Source organism: Uliginosibacterium gangwonense DSM 18521, assembly GCF_000373965.1.
GTDB classification, from domain to species: domain Bacteria; phylum Pseudomonadota; class Gammaproteobacteria; order Burkholderiales; family Rhodocyclaceae; genus Uliginosibacterium; species Uliginosibacterium gangwonense.
In genome coordinates this window covers 43,127-60,283 of record NZ_KB892839.1, presented here as the reverse complement: position 1 = coordinate 60,283, position 17,157 = coordinate 43,127, and the positions used below count along the sequence as shown (strand labels likewise).

The following is a 17,157-nucleotide window of genomic DNA, read 5'->3' as shown; positions in this document are numbered from 1 at the left end:
CAGATGCCGCACTTTGGCCCAACCTGGCGTAGCTATCTGGAAGACTGCCAGAAGGTGGTCCACTCCAGTACGCCTTATCAGGTCATGGGGCGGCTCACCCGTATCAACGGCCTTGTCATGGAAGCAGCGGGGCTGAAACTCCCGCTGGGGTCGGGCTGCCGGGTCTTGGTTCCCGGTGGCGGCGCAGTGGAAGCCGAAGTGGTGGGTTTCTCTGGCGAGAAACTCTTCATGATGCCCACTGACGATGTCTTCGGGCTGGCCCCCGGCGCACAGGTTCTCCCCAACGAACCTGCACAGCCTATGCCGAACACCAGCGAGCGGATTGAACCCCGGCGGCGTGCCTCTGACCGCGCCAAACACTTGCCAGTGGGCGACGAATTGCTCGGGCGGGTTGTCGATGGCGCCGGGCGTCCCCTTGATGCCTTGGGCAACCTCAATACCACTCATACCCGCTCTCTACAGAGTCGCCCGATCAACCCACTGGCGCGTGCGCCGATCACCCATACGTTGGACGTAGGGATTCGCGCCATCAATGCACTGCTCACCGTCGGACGCGGGCAGCGCGTTGGTCTGTTTGCAGGTTCGGGGGTGGGTAAATCTGTGCTGATCGGGATGATGGCCCGCTACACTTCGGCAGAAGTCGTGGTGGTCGGGCTGATCGGTGAGCGGGGCCGTGAAGTCAAGGAATTCATTGAGCAGAACCTCGGCAGCTATGGGCTGGCGCGCTCTGTGGTGGTGGCTGCCCCCGCCGACACCAGCCCACTGATGCGCTTGCAGGCAGCGTCCTACGCCACCTCGATTGCCGAGTACTTCCGCGATCAGGGCAAGCAGGTGTTGCTGATCATGGATTCCCTCACCCGCTACGCCATGGCCCAACGTGAAATCGCATTGGCCATTGGCGAACCCCCCGTCACCCGTGGCTACCCGCCATCGGTGTTTGCCCGCATGCCGGTATTGGTGGAACGTGCAGGGAATGGCCCGGAAGATGGCGGCTCCATCACTGCCTTCTACACGGTGCTGACCGAAGGAGACGACCAGCAAGACCCGATTGCCGATTCGGCCCGGGCCATTCTGGACGGCCACTTCGTGCTCTCCCGCACACTGGCGGACCAAGGACACTACCCTGCCATCGACATCGAACAATCCATCTCGCGTGCCATGCACGGTTTGATCCGCCCCAGCCATTTCGAACTGGTCCGCAAATTCAAACAGCTCTTCTCACGCTATCAGCGTTCTCGGGACCTGATTGCAGTAGGCGCCTATCAACCGGGCGGCGATCCTTTGCTTGATGAATCCGTGCGCATGTACCCGATGCTGGAGAAATTCCTGCAGCAAGCCATTGAAGAGCGCGCTGACCACGAAGACAGTCTAAATCAATTGCAACAACTGTTTGGTACCAGCATCTTTTAGCCGTACAAGGTCTAAAGTAATAAGACAATGCCACACAAAACCCCACTGCAAACGCTTCAGGATCTGGCCAAGACTCGCGTGGATGATGCCACTCGCAAGTTGGGCGAACTCATTGCCAGTGAACGGGCTTGCGAAGACAAGCTGCAAATGCTCCGCCAGTATCGTGAGGAATACCGGGCCCGTTTCCTCTCCACCGCCAAGGGGGGGATCGACCCCAATGCCTGGCGCAATTACTCGTCCTTCCTGCTGCAACTGGATGAGGCCATCACCCAGCAGGAGCGCATCGTTGACCACTCCAAACACGCAACGGCTACCGGGCAAAAACATTGGACGCACGAGCGTAACCGGGCCAAGGCCTTCGACACGCTGTCCCATCGCCAGCATCTCCAGGAACTCCAACGTGAAGCCAAGCAGGAGCAACGCCTGAGCGATGAGCATGCCGCCAAGCATCATCAGGCTCAGCCGGATGAGTAAGATCTGGCTTGGCACAGTGCTTGCTGAATGATGGACAGAAAACCCTGTCGGGCATTAAGGAATGGCCATGAATGAGCAAAGCACCCTGAACATCCCGCTACAAGCGCCCCCTGCCGCCCGCGTGCCGCAAAATACAGCCGCACCCGCCACCACACAAGGCGCACCGGACCAAGGCCCATCCTCATTCTCACAGGCCTTGAAGTCAGCCAATAGCCGCATAGAGAACACAGCCAGCTCAGGCAATAACCCGGCAAACAAGGCAGCAGAGGCCAATCAACCCGCCGCCACAGCGGCGGACGCTTCGGAGCCGGAAGCTGCCGACCCCGCACGCCAAGCCCCTGTTTCGCCTGCCACACTGGCACTGAGCGCCCTTCAATCCATGCTGAGCCAAACCACTGTTACACCGACGGCACAAAACAGCACCGCCCCTGATGACACCACGCCAGACGATACGACTCTGGCCTTGGCAGCCCAGCAGGCCGTGGCATTTACCCAGGCGCCCACGGCAAACATTGCCGTGCCTGCGGCAAACAATAAGGAGCAGGCGGCATCAACTTCCGCCACCTTGCCCACCGATCCTCTGGTCCCAAGCAAATCAACGCCGGACGCGCTTGACACAAAAGACAGCAAGGAATTGCTCAGCCTTGCGACCAAGGTTGTCACCGACAAGAACGCGCCTGCCCTGGTCGCAGAAGACCTCAAGGGGAAGGATCTCCCCCGTGAAGCCACGACCTCGCATACCAGCAGTTTCGCCACCGAGCTGAACAACGCCCAGATGGCATTCGGCGTAAAACCGGAAACGCGTGCAGACTCACCACAGATCATCACCCAGCACACCATCAGCACCCCCGTCACCGCCCACAACTGGGCTGACGAGGTGGGGCAACGCCTGAGCTGGGTCGCCAACAAGGATAATGGCCGGGCTGAATTGATCCTGAATCCACCGCATATGGGCAAGATCGAAGTGAGCATCAACCTTAATGGCGATCAGGCATCGGCCTCCTTCACGGCCGCCAACCAAGCCACGCGGGATGCCATTCAGGACGCTATGCCACGCTTGCGCGAAGTGCTGGCCGACGCAGGCATCCAATTGGGGCAGGCCAACGTGAGTGCGGGCAACAGCGGGCAAGCACAAGCCGATCAATATGCAGCGCGAAACTCATCGCAATCTCAACGCTGGCTCACAGGCGGCAGCGCCGACGTAGACGGCCTGCCATCACTGGCAGATACACACGGCAGAACGACAAGAGGCAATGGTCTGGTAGACCTTTTTGCCTGAAAAATGAAAGCCTTGCCTGAACATTTGCAAGGCTGAAGTAAAAAACAGGGGGCAACGCCCTTCATTTCAGGCTGGGATCAACCGTTATTCAGACTGTGGTGTACTCCATTCTGTCACCAAGATAACGAGATATAGGATTTGTGATCATGGCCAAAGAAGCGCCAAAGAAAGAAGAAGCACCTGCACCAGTACCAGCAGGCAAAAGCAACATGAAGAAGATTATTGTGATGGTTCTTATCTTGGTGCTGGTATTGGCCGTAGCAGGAGTAGGCGCAGTCTTGATGCTCAAGAAAAAGAGCAAAGCGGCAGACGGTGAAGAAGCTACTGCAGAGCAAACACATGAGGCTGCAGCATTTGACCCGCACAAGCCGCCCGTCTTTGTGGCCATGGAACCTTTTACCGTCAATCTCCAACCGGAAAACGGCGAACAGTTCCTCCAGGTGGTTGCCACCTTGCGTGTTCAGAACGACAAGATTGGAGAAGAGGTGAAGGTGTTCATGCCCCAGGTTCGTCATGAGGTACTCTCGCTGTTATCAGGCAAAAAGGCCTCAGAGGTCACCACACCTGATGGACGCAAGGAACTCGCCAAGGACATCCGGGATATCGTGAACAATGTACTGGGGTGGACACCCCCCAAGAAAAAGAAGAAAAGCGTAGATGATGGGGAGGCTGGCGATGATGGCGCTCCCGTCGTTGGCGTATTCTTCACTCAGTTTATTGTGCAGTAGGCAAACGGCAGGAAGCGAGGCCGATCATGGGTCAGGACTTTCTCTCCCAGGAAGAGGTAGACGCACTACTTAAGGGCGTTACCGGGGAGCTGGATGAACCGGAGCAGTCAAGCGACGACGGCTCTGGTATACGTCCGTACAACCTCGCCACGCAAGAGCGGATCGTGCGTGGGCGGATGCCTACGCTCGAACTCATCCACGAGCGCTACGCCCGTTACCTGCGGATCGGGCTCTTCAACTACATGCACCGGAACTCGGAAGTTTCGGTGGGCCCCATCCGGGTACAGAAGTACAGCGAATTTGTGCGCAATCTGGTCGTACCCACCAACCTCAACCTGGTGATGGCCAAGCCACTGCGTGGCACGGGGCTGATCGTGTTCGACCCCAACCTCGTGTTCCTGGTGGTCGACAACATGTTCGGCGGCGACGGTCGCTTCCACACTCGGGTGGAGGGGCGGGACTTCACCCCTACCGAGCAACGCATCATCCAGGGGCTGCTGCGCGTGGTGTTTGCCGAGTATGAACGTGCATGGTCCCCGGTATTCCAGCTACAGTTCGAATACATCCGCAGCGAAATGAACTCGCAGTTTGCCAACATTGCCACCCCTTCTGAAATCGTGGTGGCAACGTCTTTCACCCTTGAGTTCGGAGGAGCGCAGGCAGACATGCACATCTGCTTCCCCTACTCGATGGTGGAGCCGATACGCGATATTCTCTACAGCACCATGCAGTCTGACCACATCACGCAAGACAAGCGTTGGGTCAGCCTGATGTCCAAGCAGATCAACGGCGTGGACATCAATCTGATCGCCAACTTGGGCACCGCCAAAATCAGCCTGCGTGAGGTTGCCAATCTCAAGGTAGGTGACATCATTCCGATGGAAGTGCCAGAGCTGATTGAGGCGCATGTAGATGGCGTTAAAGTGCTTGAATGCAAATACGGAACCCAGGCAGGGCACTATGCCTTGCGGGTGGAGCGTTTCATCCGCCCCGAGGACACCGAGATCAACCTGATCGCCACCAAGCTGGGCGTACAAGGAGGACAAAACCATGGCTGATACAGACACCCCAGACGACCAGATCTCTGAAGACGATTGGGCTGCCGCCATGCAAGAACAGGCTGTTGCCGATGCGGCAATGGCTGAACCCCAGGTTCAACCGGCAGGGGGCCTCTTCCCGAGTTTTGACGGCACATCGACCGGCCCAGGCTCGATGAATGACTACGAGCTGATTCTGGACATCCCAGTTGCCCTGACCGTGGAGCTGGGCCGCACCAAAATTTCGATCCGCAACCTTCTGCAACTGGCACACGGCTCAGTCGTGGAACTGGATGCGCTGGCAGGCGAGCCGATGGATGTGCTGGTCAACGGCACCCTGATCGCTCAGGGTGAGGTGGTGGTCGTCAACGACAAATTCGGTATCCGGCTCACAGACATCATCACGCCTTCAGAGCGGGTCAGAAAGCTCAGGCACTGAAAGAACCCGTTGCTGTTCCCCAAAAATGCCAGTCACCAGACTGGCATTTTTTATCTCGTCCCCCTCCCCTTACTTGGCAAAAGGCAGCCGCTCCATTTACCATGTCAGCAAAATAGAATTTGCTTGGGCATGACTCAGGCAATCATCGTCACCCAATAGAGCCTGCCACACTGGATGCCCAAGTTCCAGCCTATCCGTGCGTGTCCTCGCCAGATTATCTGGCTTGCCATACTGGCGGTCTTCTGCCATGGCCTGATGCCACTATGGATGGCGTTCCCCATCCCAAGCGGGGTTCTGAGTACCCTATGCTCGGCAAGTGGTGCCCGGCAGATTCTTGTCAGCCTGGATGATGACAGTAGCAAAAAATCGCCCGCCCCGGGCTCACCCGCCCCAAACTCACCCTTACGCTGCCCGCTCTGCCTGGCCGGTGCCCATCTGGCACTGAATGCCCTACCCAACAGCGATGGCCCGCTCGCAACTGCTTACGGCCATATTCTCCATGCTGCTGTCACACCTACTCCTGACAATAAACCACGTTGGAACCTGCAATCCCCTCGCGCCCCACCCGCAGCATCTGTCTGAACCCTTATTTTCATCACCCAAACAGATAGGATACTGCAATGAAATCAATCTTCTCGCGCACGCTGTGGATAGCGCTGCTGGCGCTGTTCTCGTTCGCCTCTTTCAATGCCCAGGCCCACGGCTACACGCTTGGCAAACTCAAGATCCATCACCCCTGGGCGCGCGCTACCGTAGCCGGACAACCCTCTGGCGGCGGCTTTTTGCGTATAGACAACAGTGGCGAAGCAGATCGCCTGATCTCGGCAGAGGCTGACGTATCCAAGGCCGTCGAGCTTCATTCGATGAGCATGGACGGTGAAGTCATGCGCATGCGCAAGCTCGATAACGGTATCGAACTGCCTGCCGGGCAAACCGTGGAACTCAAGCCGGGAAACCTGCACATCATGTTCATCGAACTGAAGGCTCCACTCAAGGAAGGCAGCAAATTCCCGCTCCATCTGAAGTTCGAGAAGGCAGGCGAAATCGATGTTGAAGTCCAGGTAGAGGCCGTGGGCGCAGCCCCCATGCACCACTGACAGTTTCTACCTGTAGATGTAGGGATGGGCAAGCACCGGGGGATGAGGGAGAATACGTCTTATTCCCCTCCCCCAATAATTAGATCACTCATGCCCGACAATCACTTCAGCCTTCCCATTGAAGGCATGACTTGCGCCTCCTGCTCTGCCCGCCTGGAAAGAAACCTGCGTGCTGTGCAGGGGGTACATGAGGCCAGTGTCAATCTGGCAAGCGAACGTGCCAGCGTCCGTGGCGAAGCCAGTCTGGATGCGGTGTTGCAAGCGATCCAGCGCGCCGGATTCGATGTGCCGGTACACAAAATCGATCTTGAAGTACGCGGCATGACCTGCGCCAGTTGCGTGGCCCGCGTGGAAAAAGCACTGGGCCGCGTCCCCGGCGTCACCGAGGTGGAAGTCAATCTCGCCACAGAAATGGCGCGCATCCAAACCCGCCTGGATGCAGATGTTGCCCCGCTTATTCAAGCCCTGGAAGGCGCTGGATTTGAGGGTAATCTCCGCGAAGCGCACTCCCAGAAGGCCGAGGAAAACCGCAAGGCACAGGCCCTGCCGCTGATTCTCAGCGCCCTATTGAGCCTACCGCTGGTTCTCCCCATGGCAGGCGAATTGTTCGGTGTCCATTGGATGTTGGCTGGTTGGCTGCAATGCCTGCTGGCAAGCCCGGTACAGTTTGTGTTTGGCGCCCGTTTCTATCGTGCTGGCTGGAAATCCCTGCGTGCCGGCAGTGGCAACATGGATCTCCTGGTGGCCTTGGGCACCAGCGCGGCCTACGGGCTCAGCCTGTATCTGCTCTTTGCCAAACCGGGTGCCCACCTGTATTTTGAGGCCTCCGCCGTCGTCATTACCCTGGTGCTGCTGGGTAAATGGCTGGAAGGCCGTGCCAAACGCCAGACCACAGCAGCCATTCGCGCCCTGCAGGCCTTGCGCCCGGAAACCGCACGTATCCGCACCGCTGCTGGCGAGGAAGAGGTCGCCATCGGGCGTGTCGCACTCGGCGACATTGTCGTCGTACGGCCCGGCGAACGCATCCCGGTAGACGGCATGTTGATCGAAGGCGAAAGCCAAGTGGATGAAGCGCTCATCACGGGTGAAAGCCTGCCTGTAGCCAAAACCCAAGGGGCCGTGCTGATTGGTGGCTCGGTCAACGGGGAAGGCCTCATCGCCTTGCGTACCACGGCAGTCGGCGCACAAACCGCGCTGGCCCGCATCATCGAACTGGTTGAAAGCGCCCAGGCAAAAAAAGCCCCCATCCAGCATCAGGTAGACCGCGTGGCCGCAGTCTTCGTCCCCATCGTGATGGGCATCGCCGCGCTGACCCTGCTTGGCTGGGGCATCTGGCAAGGCGACTGGCAACAGGCCCTGCTCAACGCCGTTGCGGTACTGGTGATCGCCTGCCCCTGTGCGCTGGGCTTGGCTACGCCCACCGCAATGATGGTGGGTAGCGGCGTAGCGGCTCGCCACGGCATCCTGATCCGCGATGCAGAAGCGCTGGAAATTGCCCACCGCGTACGCGTAGTGGCCTTCGACAAGACCGGCACGCTGACCCAGGGCAAACCGATCCTGATGGCCCACGAAAACGTGTCTCCCGCAGGCGCATCGCATACCCTGGCACTGGCGGCCGCTTTGCAGGCAGGCAGCGAACACCCCCTTGCCCACGCCCTGCGCAACGCAGCCCAGGGCGCCACACCTGCCGCAAGCGATGTGAAAGCAGTCGCTGGGCGAGGCATCCAGGGCGTGATTGACGGCCATACCTATGCCCTGGGCAGCCTGAAATGGATGAGCGAACTCGGCCTGCACGCCGAAACCTTGGCAACCCAGGCAGCCCCCCACCAAGAACAAGGGCATACCGTCTCCTGGCTGGTCGAGTTAAGCACACCACCACAGCTACTCGCGCTATTCGCTTTTGGCGATGCCCCCCGCGTGGAATCCGCACAAGCCATTGCCCATCTCAAATCCGCTGGCATCCGCAGCGTGTTGCTCACAGGCGACCACGCCATCAGCGCGGCAGCCATTGCCAAAACACTCGGTGTGGAAGAAGTCCGCGCAGAAGTATTGCCCGCCGACAAGGCCCGCATCATCGAAGCCCTGCGTCAGCAATACGGGGCTGTCGCCATGATCGGTGATGGCATCAACGACGCCCCGGCACTTGCCGCAGCAGATGTCGGGTTCGCCATGGGAAGCGGCACCGACGTCGCCATGCATGCCGCAGGCATTACCCTGATGCGCGCCGACCCGCGTCTGGTCATGGATGCCATCGATATCTCCCGGCAAACGACTCGCAAGATCCATCAGAACCTGTTCTGGGCCTTCATCTACAACCTGATTGGCATACCGCTGGCCGCAGCAGGCATGCTCAACCCTGTGATCGCCGGGGCGGCCATGGCATTCTCAAGCGTCAGCGTAGTTAGCAACGCCCTGCTCCTCAAACGCTGGCGCGGACATCACGAGTAACTATGCAAGGCTAGTGCAATACACCAGCCTTTCACTGAGTTCGGCCATGAACGAACGGTCGCGCCACGTGTCGAAAGCGGGCATTAGTAAGGCGCCGAAGGAGACAATGAAGCGAAGCGAATTGCGCCGGATGGGGTGATCCCAGAACGCTCCTTCATACGGCGCAATTCGCTGCGCTCATTGGCGCCCTACAAGTCGTGCCGGATTATCCAGTGTGCGCCATACGCGGTGTCTTCTGATTTTTTCCTGGATGCTCCTTAGCAGATGAGAATAATTTTACCCACTCGTTTGTATCATGTTTTGAATTATTTATTACGTATATTTATTTGCAATCGCTCACGTGTCAAACGATAAAGTTCTTACCCCTTTGTTATTCGCCACAGTCACAGTTCTTGTAGTTTTTCGAGTGAGTTGTAACAAATTGAAAATGCAAAAATTGGCAAATCTGGCTTAGGCCGCGTTCAGGGTCATTATCTACCGGTTTGCTTGTAAGCGATTACAACTCAAGTCTTCATTCCAGCTCCACCAAGAAAGCCAGAGACAAGGGTAAACACCTACCACTTTTGTAAATATTCTTTTCTGCATAGCCAGACTTTCAGAGTTTCAATAATATCCATATATATCAATGTATTGAAGATGTTTTTGTAAGCTTTGGCTCAGCTTCAATCAGTTTGTAGAAAATTTCGTTACACTTATTAACAATATTATTTTATTGATATATAAGAAATTTTTTGTCAGACTTTTTGCTACAAGAAAAGGAGAAATCTCCGAGATGCTCCGTGCTGCCTCTAGTCTTGATACCGGTCTCAAGACTGTTGTGTGACTTGGCTCTTGAGATATTCGCAGGCTTGTTAATGACATATTTTTGCAAAGCTAAAAGGAGAGAAACGGGAGAACAAAGAGGCGCAAAAATTTCTTTTTTGACATATTTTAAGAATTTGTCTGACATTGAATTCTCCAGAATCATTTGCTAGGCTGCTAACGCGATCTGGATACAGCTGTGAGGCATTTGCTACTTAATCAGCATTAATAGGCTAGTCAACATGACCGTTCATGATTATTGGCTTTTTGAAAGTGCTTATGTGCAAATGAGATTGCATCGGTGTTAATTTGATAAAAAATCAAGACTGGAGAAAGATGTGGAGACCAAGTTTCTGTTGTCCGCCAGCACGCTGGCCGTTCTGTCTGCCTTGGCTGCTCAAGTTGCATTTGCAGCAACTCCTACTATAGCGACAGGGGATTCTCGTACCGTGTCGCAACCTAGCGTACCAAGCTGTGCTGCTGCACAAACCTTGAGCGCACAATTCTCGTCCAATAACCGTGCCAGCCCCACTGGTGATGACACCACACGTGTGCAGAACGCACTGACTGGCGTTGCAGGTACTGGCAAAGCTATTTGTTTGGTGGCATCGGGTTCAAATAATGCATTTTACGTTGGCAATTTGACCGCTAGTGGTGCAGGTCTTGTGATTGGCAAAGGGGTGACTGTGTATGGTTTGCAAAGTTATGCCACGGCCAATGCTCCGTTGATTACTTTCAGTGGTTCGAATTCCTTCCTGATGGGGTTGGGCACTGCAGGTTCCGATCAGGGAACCATTGACGGTCGCGGTGATATCCTGGCTGGCAGCAGCACTTCACGCTTGGTTCAAGCCAAAAACATCAGCAATTTCATTGTTTATAACGTCACATTGAAAGAATCCATCTTCCCCAACCTTTATGTGGAAGGTGGCAGTGGCTTCACCGCCTGGGGAGTGACAATTCGCACCCCCGCGACTCGCAAGAATGCTGATGGTATTGATATTGATAGTTTGACCAATGCTTCAGTTATCAACTCTTCAGTTGAAGCCGGGGATGATGGCGTTGCGATCAAGACCAACACCGGTGATATATCTAATGTAACGGTAAAGAACTCCCACTTCTACGGCACACACGGTCTGTCAGTGGGCAGCATTTATGCCAACAACGTTTCCAACATCCTGTTTGACTCCAACTGGGTATCGGGTACTGATTTGCTGGGCAACGTGACGTCTAACCCGAATGGGATGGACATCAAGACTGGCCCAAGCTGTGCCCTGACCGTGAAGAATGTGAGCTTCCTGAATACCTGCATGAAGGGTGTCAAACATGTCATCATGTTTGACACCAACTACGCAGCGTGCAAAACCGGCTCGCCCAGTGGTACGCCGACCGTGACCGGGGTCGTCGTCAATGGCGCAACCTCGATCAGTTCCTTGGGCAGTGCTTATACTCTGTTCGACGGACGTGATGCCAGCCACATTTTGGAAGCCTATCTGGCTAACGTCAGTTTGGATTCAGCAGTGGGCGGCAACTCATCCGATCAATTCGCCACCATTCATGAGTACAACGTGACGGGCGTGACGGCATCGGGTACTAATGTGAGCACGCCCAAAGACTTTACCCTGTCTGGCACCGTGCCGGCCTGCTCAAGCTCCTCGTTTTAAACACTGCGTTTAGATTGTTTTATTTGTACAGATTTAAATGCCCATGCGACTGCATGGGCATTTTTTTCAGGTGCTTATCGCTTCGACCAGCCTTGTAGCACAGGTTACGGCTTCGCCTAACTCGCCCTACACGGCTGATCGGCATACCACTGGCTGTTGCGGGCATACTCAACCCGGTGATTTCTAGAGCGGCGATGATATTCTCAAGTGTCAGCGTGGTCGGCAACACCCTACTCCTCAAGTGCTGGAGTGGGCGTCACGAGTAGATCCTCAGATGAACCAGCCAGCAAGGCGCCCATACAGGTCACGAAACCGCTGGTAGGCGTCCTCATACGTTTGTTCAGGAGCGCCCAGCGGTTCGCACGTGGGCGCCAGGGCAGCCAGATCCGATGCCTGCCAATGCCCGGCAGCCATTCCACCCAGGATGGCTGCCCCGCGTGCAGATGCATTTGGGCAGGCCACTGCGCTCAAGGGCTGTTGCAATACATCCATCAACAGTTGTTGCCAGGGCCGGTACACAGAGCCACCGCCTGCCAGACGCAGGCCGGTAATGCTGACGCCGTGATCCAGCAAGGCATCCAGCCCCGCACGAATGGCAAAGGCAACCCCGAAGAATGCCGAACGCATCAGAGCGCCTGCATCACTATCCGGCCCCACGCCGATCCAGGCGCCGCGCACGCGGGAATCCATCCAGGGCGTACGCTCACCACTCAGATAGGGCAGGAAAAACACATTATCATTTACAGTAGCCGAAAATGCTTTGGCATAAGCCTCTTGCCAATCCAGCCCCAGGGTATGCCTGACCCATTCCAAGGCCACACCGGCATTCTGCATAGCCGCCATCAGATACCAACGTGGCAGATTCTCAGGCCCGACTGTGCGATAACAGTTCAGAACGGGTGAAGCCGCAGGCATAGATTTTTGGATCACCACAATCTGCGCACCACTGCCTGTTGTAAGCTGGGCTGCGCCGTCTTGTATCAAACCACTGCCGAATGCGGCGACCGGCGTATCGCCACCGCCGCCCGCCACAGGGATACCTGCAGGCAAGTCCAATACGGCAGCGGCCTGTGTGGTCAGGCAACCCGTCACCTTGGCAGATGAAGCCGTGGGTGCAAACAGGCTTTCTGGCAGGCCAAGCTGGGCCAGCAATTTGCGATCCCATGCGCCATGTCGGTCTGCGAGCAAAGTGCCGGTGGCATCTGAATCCTCGGCATTGGCGTACCCTGTCAGCTTCAGACGCAGCCAATCCTTGGGTTGCAAGGCCCAGCGCGCAGCCTGCATGCTCAAAGGTTCATGTTCGGCCAACCACACCAGGATAGGCCCGGCCATCCCCGGTGAAGGTGCATTGCCAAGGCGTTGCAGGCTATCGATGGGATAACGCGCAAGTTGTGCCCTTGCCCGCGTATCCAGCCAGAGGATGGCCGGGCGCAAGGCGTTGCCATCGGCATCAGACAATACAACACCATGCATCTGCCCGGAGAGGCCGATCCCCTTGATGGCAGCCCGTGCATTTGCGGGGAAGCGGCTCAAGCAATCACATAAGGCCTGCCACCACAGCCCCGGATCAATCTCGCTCCACCCTGCGTTCGGGCTGAGTGGCTGATACGCCGCGCTGGCTTCATATACCGTGGCTCCTGTTTCATCCAGCAACAAGGCCTTGGCAGAACCGGTACCGATATCCAGACCCAGATACATCTATTTGTCATCCATCAGAACACAAACAAAAAAGGGCACACAGAGAAAGGAGCCTCCGTGTGCCGTCCAAGAGCTGGATCAATTCGCCATGCTCTGCTTCTGGCGCCACTTGTCGAGCACCACAGCAATCACAATCACCGCGCCCTTGGCTACATACTGCCAGAAGGAAGACAGGCCGAGAATCGTCAAGCCGTTGTTCATCACACCGATGATCAGCGCCCCCACCACGGTTCCCCAGATTGAGCCGACCCCGCCGTTCAGGCTTGTGCCGCCCAACACCACGGCAGCGATGGCATCAAGCTCGTAGCCCACACCCCAGTTACCGTTGGCGCCGTACAGACGGCTGGCGGACATCGCGCCACCTAAGCCTGAGCACAAGCCATTCATGGCATACACAAATAACAGGATGGTCGAAACCTTGATCCCGGTCAGCCGTGCTGCCTGCATATTACCGCCAACTGCGTAGATATGCAGGCCAAGAATCGTCTTGCGCAAGATAAACCAGGAGACCACCGCCACCATCGCAGCTACCCAAATCAGCCAGGGCACATGGAGGAATTCCCCATTGCCCAGCCATTCAAAGCTGGGAATATTGTTGTTAAGCACAGTGGTACCACTGGCAAATAGATAGGCGGCGCCACGCAAAGCAGTCATCGTTCCCAGCGTGACCACGAAGGGATTGATGTTCAGATAGGCCACCAGGGCACCATTGAATACCCCGATAACCAAGCCGGAAAGAATAAAAACTGGCAAGGACATGGCTGGCATGGCGTCTGGCAAGGACGTGAGCATCCCCAGCACCGCAGACACGGCAAGAATGGAGCCTACTGAAAGATCAATCCCCCCGGTCAGGATCACGAAGGTCATCCCGGCAGCCAGCACCAGATTGATGGCCACCTGCCGCAGAATGTTCATCGTGTTGTTCAGCGTCATGAAATTCGAGACGCCATCGTCACTGAAATACACCGTGAGTGCGTAGAACAGCAGATACATCACGATCAGTACGGGCAGCATGCCCAGGCGCTCGAAGACACGGTGGCCCATTGATCGGCCACCGCCCGCCTTGGAACCCAGGCTCAGTGTTGTGCTCATATCTCCTCCTTATAATATGTCATCCGGTTTTATTCTTTATCCGGGAACTACGTCAGGCAGCAGCCGATGTCGCGTGGGTCGCCAGCGTCATGATGTTCTCCTGCGTGATCTGCGCCCCCTGGCATTCGCCAGTGATCACGCCTTCACGCATCACCACGATGCGGTCACAGATGCCGATCACCTCGGGCAATTCGCTGGAAATCACCACGATGGCAACCCCGCTTGCAGCCAGATCATTGATGATGCGGTAGATCTCAGATTTGGCGCCCACGTCCACGCCCCGCGTCGGCTCATCCAGAATCAGCACTTTGGGGCAGATCTCAAGCCAGCGGGCCAGCAGCACTTTCTGCTGGTTGCCACCGGAAAGCCCCCCGACAATGCCATCGGGCCCTGGCACCTTGATGTTCAGGCGTGCAATCGCTTCCTGCGTCAGTTTGCGCAATGCGGGGTGATTCACCACCCCTGCCCGGCTATGCAGGCTGAGTACATTCATCGAGGTATTCGAGAGCGCGGACAGTTGCAGGAACAAGCCCTGCCCCTTGCGGTCTTCCGGCAGATAGCCGATCCCTAAGCGAATCGCATTGAGCGGCTCACGGATATTGACCTCTTTGCCATCAAGCAATACACGGCCAGACGCCTTGGCATCGGCCCCAAAGATCAGCCGCGCCAGCTCGGTACGCCCGGCTCCGACCAACCCGGCCAAACCCAGCACCTCACCCGCGTGCACCTTAAAGGAGGCGGGCTTAACCTTACCGCCCGCCACATTTTCCACCTCTAGCATCACCCGCCCTGGCACACGACCGGTCTTATGCTGGTAGAAATCCCCCAGCGGACGCCCCACCATCATCTGCACGATGCGGCCCGGCTCCAATTCTTCCCGATTCAGTTCGCCCACATAGCCGCCATCGCGCAGCACCGTGACACGGTCTGCCAGCGCATCGACTTCGGCCATGCGGTGGCTGATGTAGATGATGGCGATACCTTCATTGCGCAGCTTGCGCACAATCTGGAAAAGCGCCTCGGTTTCACGGTCAGAAAGCGCAGCGGTGGGCTCATCCATGATCAGGATGCGCCCACGGTGGATCAGGGCGCGGGCGATCTCCACTTGTTGCTGCTGGGCAATCGAGAGTTTGCGCGCCGGGGTGGTGGCATCGAACGGCGCATCCAGGCTGCGCAATACCTCGTTGGTACGCGCCACCATCTGTGTGGTATCGGCAGTGCCCCAGCGGGTACGCAGTTCGCTGCCGAGAAATACGTTTTCGGCCACCGTCAAATTGGTGGCAACTGACAATTCCTGGTAGATCAGATTGATGCCGACGTTACGCGCGTCGGTCGTGCGGTTGATGACAACCGGGTTGCCCGCGACACTGATCGTCCCGGCATCAGGCTGGTAGACACCGGAGAGCACCTTCATCAAGGTGCTTTTACCTGCACCGTTTTCACCCATCAAGGCGTGGATTTCATGACTATGAACAGTCAATTGAACATTATTAAGCGCCTGGGTGGCCCCGAAACGCTTGCTGATGCCCTGCATCTGAAGAACGATTTGACTCATCCTGGCGACTCCCGCGCAAAGAACAAATGTCAAGTGCATGGAACTTCACAAGGAAGCACCATGCAACAAGCCCGATCAAGACAGACCGGGCCGGGACATCGTCAGGCTTATTCCTTCACCCAACCGGGGTAGGTCTTCACATTGGCCTTGGTAATCAGCGGCACGGGCAGCAGCTTGACCTTGGAAGCGGGCTTCTTGCCGTTGAGCATCTCGTAGCCGATCTTCACGCCTTCGGTAGCCATTGCGTAGGGGTTCTGGGCGGAGCTGCCTTCGAGCAGGCTCTTCGGATCGTTCAGCGCAACCACTGCATCAGGCGCACCATCCACGGCGGTGATGAAGATGCCTTCGCGCTTGGCTTGCTTGATGGCCAACTCAGCGCCGATGGCGGTCGGGTCATTGATTGCGAACACTGCATCAATCTTAGGATTGGCGGTGAGCAGATCCTGCATCACGGCCATGCCACCATCACGGCTACCCTTAGCATCCTGGTTGTCAGAGAGGACCTTGATGCCGGGGTTCTTGGCAAATGTCTTCTTGCAGCCCGCCACGCGGTCGATCACGGCAGAAACCGGGGGACCATTGACGATCACGACCTTGCCCTTGCCGTTGAGCTTCTTGGCGATGTATTCGCAGGCGTTGGCACCTGCGGCCACATTGTCGGACATCACGGTGTAGTCGGCGCCCTCAGCAGCCACGTCGATGGCGATCACCACCATCCCGGCCTCACGTGCTTTCTTCAGCGTCGGCGCGATCGCCTTGGGATCAACCGCATTGACCAGCAGCAGATCGGTCTTGTTGGCGATGAAGTTTTCGATCTGGCTGACCTGGGTATTCAGGTCATACTTGGTCGAAAGCGTTGTGACCTTCACATTCGGGTTGATCTTCTTGGCGGCTTCTTCAGCTCCCTTGCCGATGGCCACGAAAAACGGGTTGGCCAGATCACCGACCGACACGCCGATCGACTTCAGGGGTTTGTCTGCCGCCGAAGCGGACGTTACAGCCAGTACAGACAGCGAAGCAAGCAACAGCGGAATAATGCGTTGTTTCATGAATCCCTCCTCCTTGATTGGACAACACTCCAACCGGCCGCCGCCTGCCTGTCGGCTCGACGGATCAACACCGGTAACAGCACGGTAGCGCCAGGCGATACCTGCGTCCTGCATGCAGCGCCCGTGGATTTTTTGATCGGGTAGCTGCCGCTGCCTCAATCCTGCGCAGCGATTGAGGCGTATTGAAGAGCAGAAAAATGAATGGCGAATTTCATCCGCCCGCCTTCTTGTGACAAGCATGTCGCCTACTGTCACATAAAGCTCATGTTTGAAACATTTGAAACATTCGCGCTGCGGGCCGCTAGTTAAAATCCGCGTGCGTCTCCCCCACCCAGCCAGGGAATAACACCAATAACCGTGCAGCGGGCGCTCAGGTACCATCCTGCGCA

15 protein-coding genes are annotated in these 17,157 nt (G+C 56.8%); 10 read left to right on the top strand and 5 right to left on the bottom strand.

Translation table 11 applies throughout. The annotated features are described in order from the left end of the window. The first annotated feature begins 3 nt into the window (after positions 1 to 3). From fliI to B145_RS0108415, 9 genes are all read left to right on the top strand, one after another. The gene (gene fliI / locus B145_RS0108450; RefSeq protein ID WP_018606633.1) at positions 4 to 1,410 is read left to right on the top strand and encodes a flagellar protein export ATPase FliI; all 1,407 of its coding nucleotides are present in this window, start codon (positions 4 to 6) and stop codon (positions 1,408 to 1,410) included. Positions 1,411 to 1,437: 27 nt separating this feature from the next. Then, entirely contained in the window at positions 1,438 to 1,884 is a 447-nt protein-coding gene (gene fliJ, locus B145_RS0108445) for a flagellar export protein FliJ (RefSeq protein WP_018606631.1), read from the top strand. A 67-nt stretch (positions 1,885 to 1,951) separates the two neighbouring features. After that, the gene (locus tag B145_RS27360) at positions 1,952 to 3,163 is read left to right on the top strand and encodes a flagellar hook-length control protein FliK (protein WP_018606629.1); all 1,212 of its coding nucleotides are present in this window, start codon (positions 1,952 to 1,954) and stop codon (positions 3,161 to 3,163) included. Positions 3,164 to 3,309: 146 nt separating this feature from the next. After that, positions 3,310 to 3,891, top strand: coding sequence for a flagellar basal body-associated FliL family protein (locus B145_RS0108435; protein WP_018606627.1), 582 nt, complete (start codon positions 3,310 to 3,312; stop codon positions 3,889 to 3,891). A gap of 26 nt (positions 3,892 to 3,917) precedes the next feature. Continuing rightward, positions 3,918 to 4,949: a flagellar motor switch protein FliM gene (fliM, locus tag B145_RS0108430; protein WP_018606625.1), complete on the top strand. Its 1,032-nt coding sequence runs from the start codon at positions 3,918 to 3,920 to the stop codon at positions 4,947 to 4,949. Then, positions 4,942 to 5,367, top strand: a complete 426-nt coding sequence (gene fliN / locus B145_RS0108425; protein WP_018606622.1) for a flagellar motor switch protein FliN — start codon at positions 4,942 to 4,944, stop codon at positions 5,365 to 5,367. The genes fliM and fliN overlap by 8 nt, the downstream gene beginning before the upstream one ends. A gap of 174 nt (positions 5,368 to 5,541) precedes the next feature. Then, complete coding sequence (locus tag B145_RS29615; RefSeq protein WP_169558544.1) at positions 5,542 to 5,949, top strand: DUF2946 family protein; 408 nt, start codon at positions 5,542 to 5,544, stop codon at positions 5,947 to 5,949. A 38-nt stretch (positions 5,950 to 5,987) separates the two neighbouring features. Then, the gene (locus tag B145_RS0108420; protein WP_018606620.1) at positions 5,988 to 6,464 is read left to right on the top strand and encodes a copper chaperone PCu(A)C; all 477 of its coding nucleotides are present in this window, start codon (positions 5,988 to 5,990) and stop codon (positions 6,462 to 6,464) included. Positions 6,465 to 6,554: 90 nt separating this feature from the next. After that, positions 6,555 to 8,912 carry a heavy metal translocating P-type ATPase gene (locus tag B145_RS0108415; RefSeq protein WP_018606618.1) on the top strand — a complete coding sequence of 786 codons (2,358 nt, stop codon included), beginning with the start codon at positions 6,555 to 6,557 and terminating at the stop codon, positions 8,910 to 8,912. 709 nt (positions 8,913 to 9,621) lie between these two features. On the opposite strand, the gene B145_RS0108410 is transcribed toward B145_RS0108415, so the two are convergent. Then, positions 9,622 to 9,861 carry a hypothetical protein gene (locus B145_RS0108410; protein WP_018606617.1) on the bottom strand — a complete coding sequence of 80 codons (240 nt, stop codon included), beginning with the start codon at positions 9,859 to 9,861 and terminating at the stop codon, positions 9,622 to 9,624. 190 nt (positions 9,862 to 10,051) lie between these two features. Here B145_RS0108410 and B145_RS0108405 point away from each other — a divergent pair, with 190 nt between their 5' ends. Continuing rightward, the gene (locus B145_RS0108405) at positions 10,052 to 11,374 is read left to right on the top strand and encodes a glycosyl hydrolase family 28 protein (protein ID WP_018606615.1); all 1,323 of its coding nucleotides are present in this window, start codon (positions 10,052 to 10,054) and stop codon (positions 11,372 to 11,374) included. A 270-nt stretch (positions 11,375 to 11,644) separates the two neighbouring features. Here the strand turns inward: B145_RS0108405 and B145_RS0108400 are convergent, their stop codons facing one another. The 4 genes from B145_RS0108400 to B145_RS0108385 form a co-directional block, all read right to left on the bottom strand. Beyond that, a complete protein-coding gene (locus B145_RS0108400; RefSeq protein WP_018606613.1) occupies positions 11,645 to 13,072 on the bottom strand; it encodes a xylulokinase in 1,428 nt (475 codons plus the stop codon). Positions 13,073 to 13,150: 78 nt separating this feature from the next. Further along, positions 13,151 to 14,164: an ABC transporter permease subunit gene (locus B145_RS0108395; protein ID WP_018606611.1), complete on the bottom strand. Its 1,014-nt coding sequence runs from the start codon at positions 14,162 to 14,164 to the stop codon at positions 13,151 to 13,153. 52 nt (positions 14,165 to 14,216) lie between these two features. Then, positions 14,217 to 15,719, bottom strand: a complete 1,503-nt coding sequence (locus tag B145_RS0108390) for a sugar ABC transporter ATP-binding protein (RefSeq protein ID WP_026258960.1) — start codon at positions 15,717 to 15,719, stop codon at positions 14,217 to 14,219. A gap of 107 nt (positions 15,720 to 15,826) precedes the next feature. After that, the gene (locus B145_RS0108385) at positions 15,827 to 16,768 is read right to left on the bottom strand and encodes an ABC transporter substrate-binding protein (RefSeq protein WP_018606606.1); all 942 of its coding nucleotides are present in this window, start codon (positions 16,766 to 16,768) and stop codon (positions 15,827 to 15,829) included. Positions 16,769 to 17,157 lie beyond the last annotated feature (389 nt).

Excerpts from the sequence above, each read along its gene's own strand:
- fliJ (WP_018606631.1), top strand. The coding sequence starts at position 1,438 with ATGCCACACAAAACCCCACTGCAAACGCTTCAGGATCTGGCCAAGACT.
- B145_RS0108435 (WP_018606627.1), top strand. The coding sequence starts at position 3,310 with ATGGCCAAAGAAGCGCCAAAGAAAGAAGAAGCACCTGCACCAGTACCA.
- B145_RS0108400 (WP_018606613.1), bottom strand. The coding sequence starts at position 13,072 with ATGTATCTGGGTCTGGATATCGGTACCGGTTCTGCCAAGGCCTTGTTG.
- B145_RS0108395 (WP_018606611.1), bottom strand. The coding sequence starts at position 14,164 with ATGAGCACAACACTGAGCCTGGGTTCCAAGGCGGGCGGTGGCCGATCA.
- B145_RS0108415 (WP_018606618.1), top strand. The coding sequence starts at position 6,555 with ATGCCCGACAATCACTTCAGCCTTCCCATTGAAGGCATGACTTGCGCC.
- fliN (WP_018606622.1), top strand. The coding sequence starts at position 4,942 with ATGGCTGATACAGACACCCCAGACGACCAGATCTCTGAAGACGATTGG.
- B145_RS0108420 (WP_018606620.1), top strand. The coding sequence starts at position 5,988 with ATGAAATCAATCTTCTCGCGCACGCTGTGGATAGCGCTGCTGGCGCTG.
- B145_RS0108410 (WP_018606617.1), bottom strand. The coding sequence starts at position 9,861 with ATGTCAGACAAATTCTTAAAATATGTCAAAAAAGAAATTTTTGCGCCT.
- B145_RS0108390 (WP_026258960.1), bottom strand. The coding sequence starts at position 15,719 with ATGAGTCAAATCGTTCTTCAGATGCAGGGCATCAGCAAGCGTTTCGGG.
- B145_RS27360 (WP_018606629.1), top strand. The coding sequence starts at position 1,952 with ATGAATGAGCAAAGCACCCTGAACATCCCGCTACAAGCGCCCCCTGCC.
- B145_RS0108385 (WP_018606606.1), bottom strand. The coding sequence starts at position 16,768 with ATGAAACAACGCATTATTCCGCTGTTGCTTGCTTCGCTGTCTGTACTG.
- fliM (WP_018606625.1), top strand. The coding sequence starts at position 3,918 with ATGGGTCAGGACTTTCTCTCCCAGGAAGAGGTAGACGCACTACTTAAG.
- B145_RS29615 (WP_169558544.1), top strand. The coding sequence starts at position 5,542 with ATGCCCAAGTTCCAGCCTATCCGTGCGTGTCCTCGCCAGATTATCTGG.
- fliI (WP_018606633.1), top strand. The coding sequence starts at position 4 with ATGCCGCACTTTGGCCCAACCTGGCGTAGCTATCTGGAAGACTGCCAG.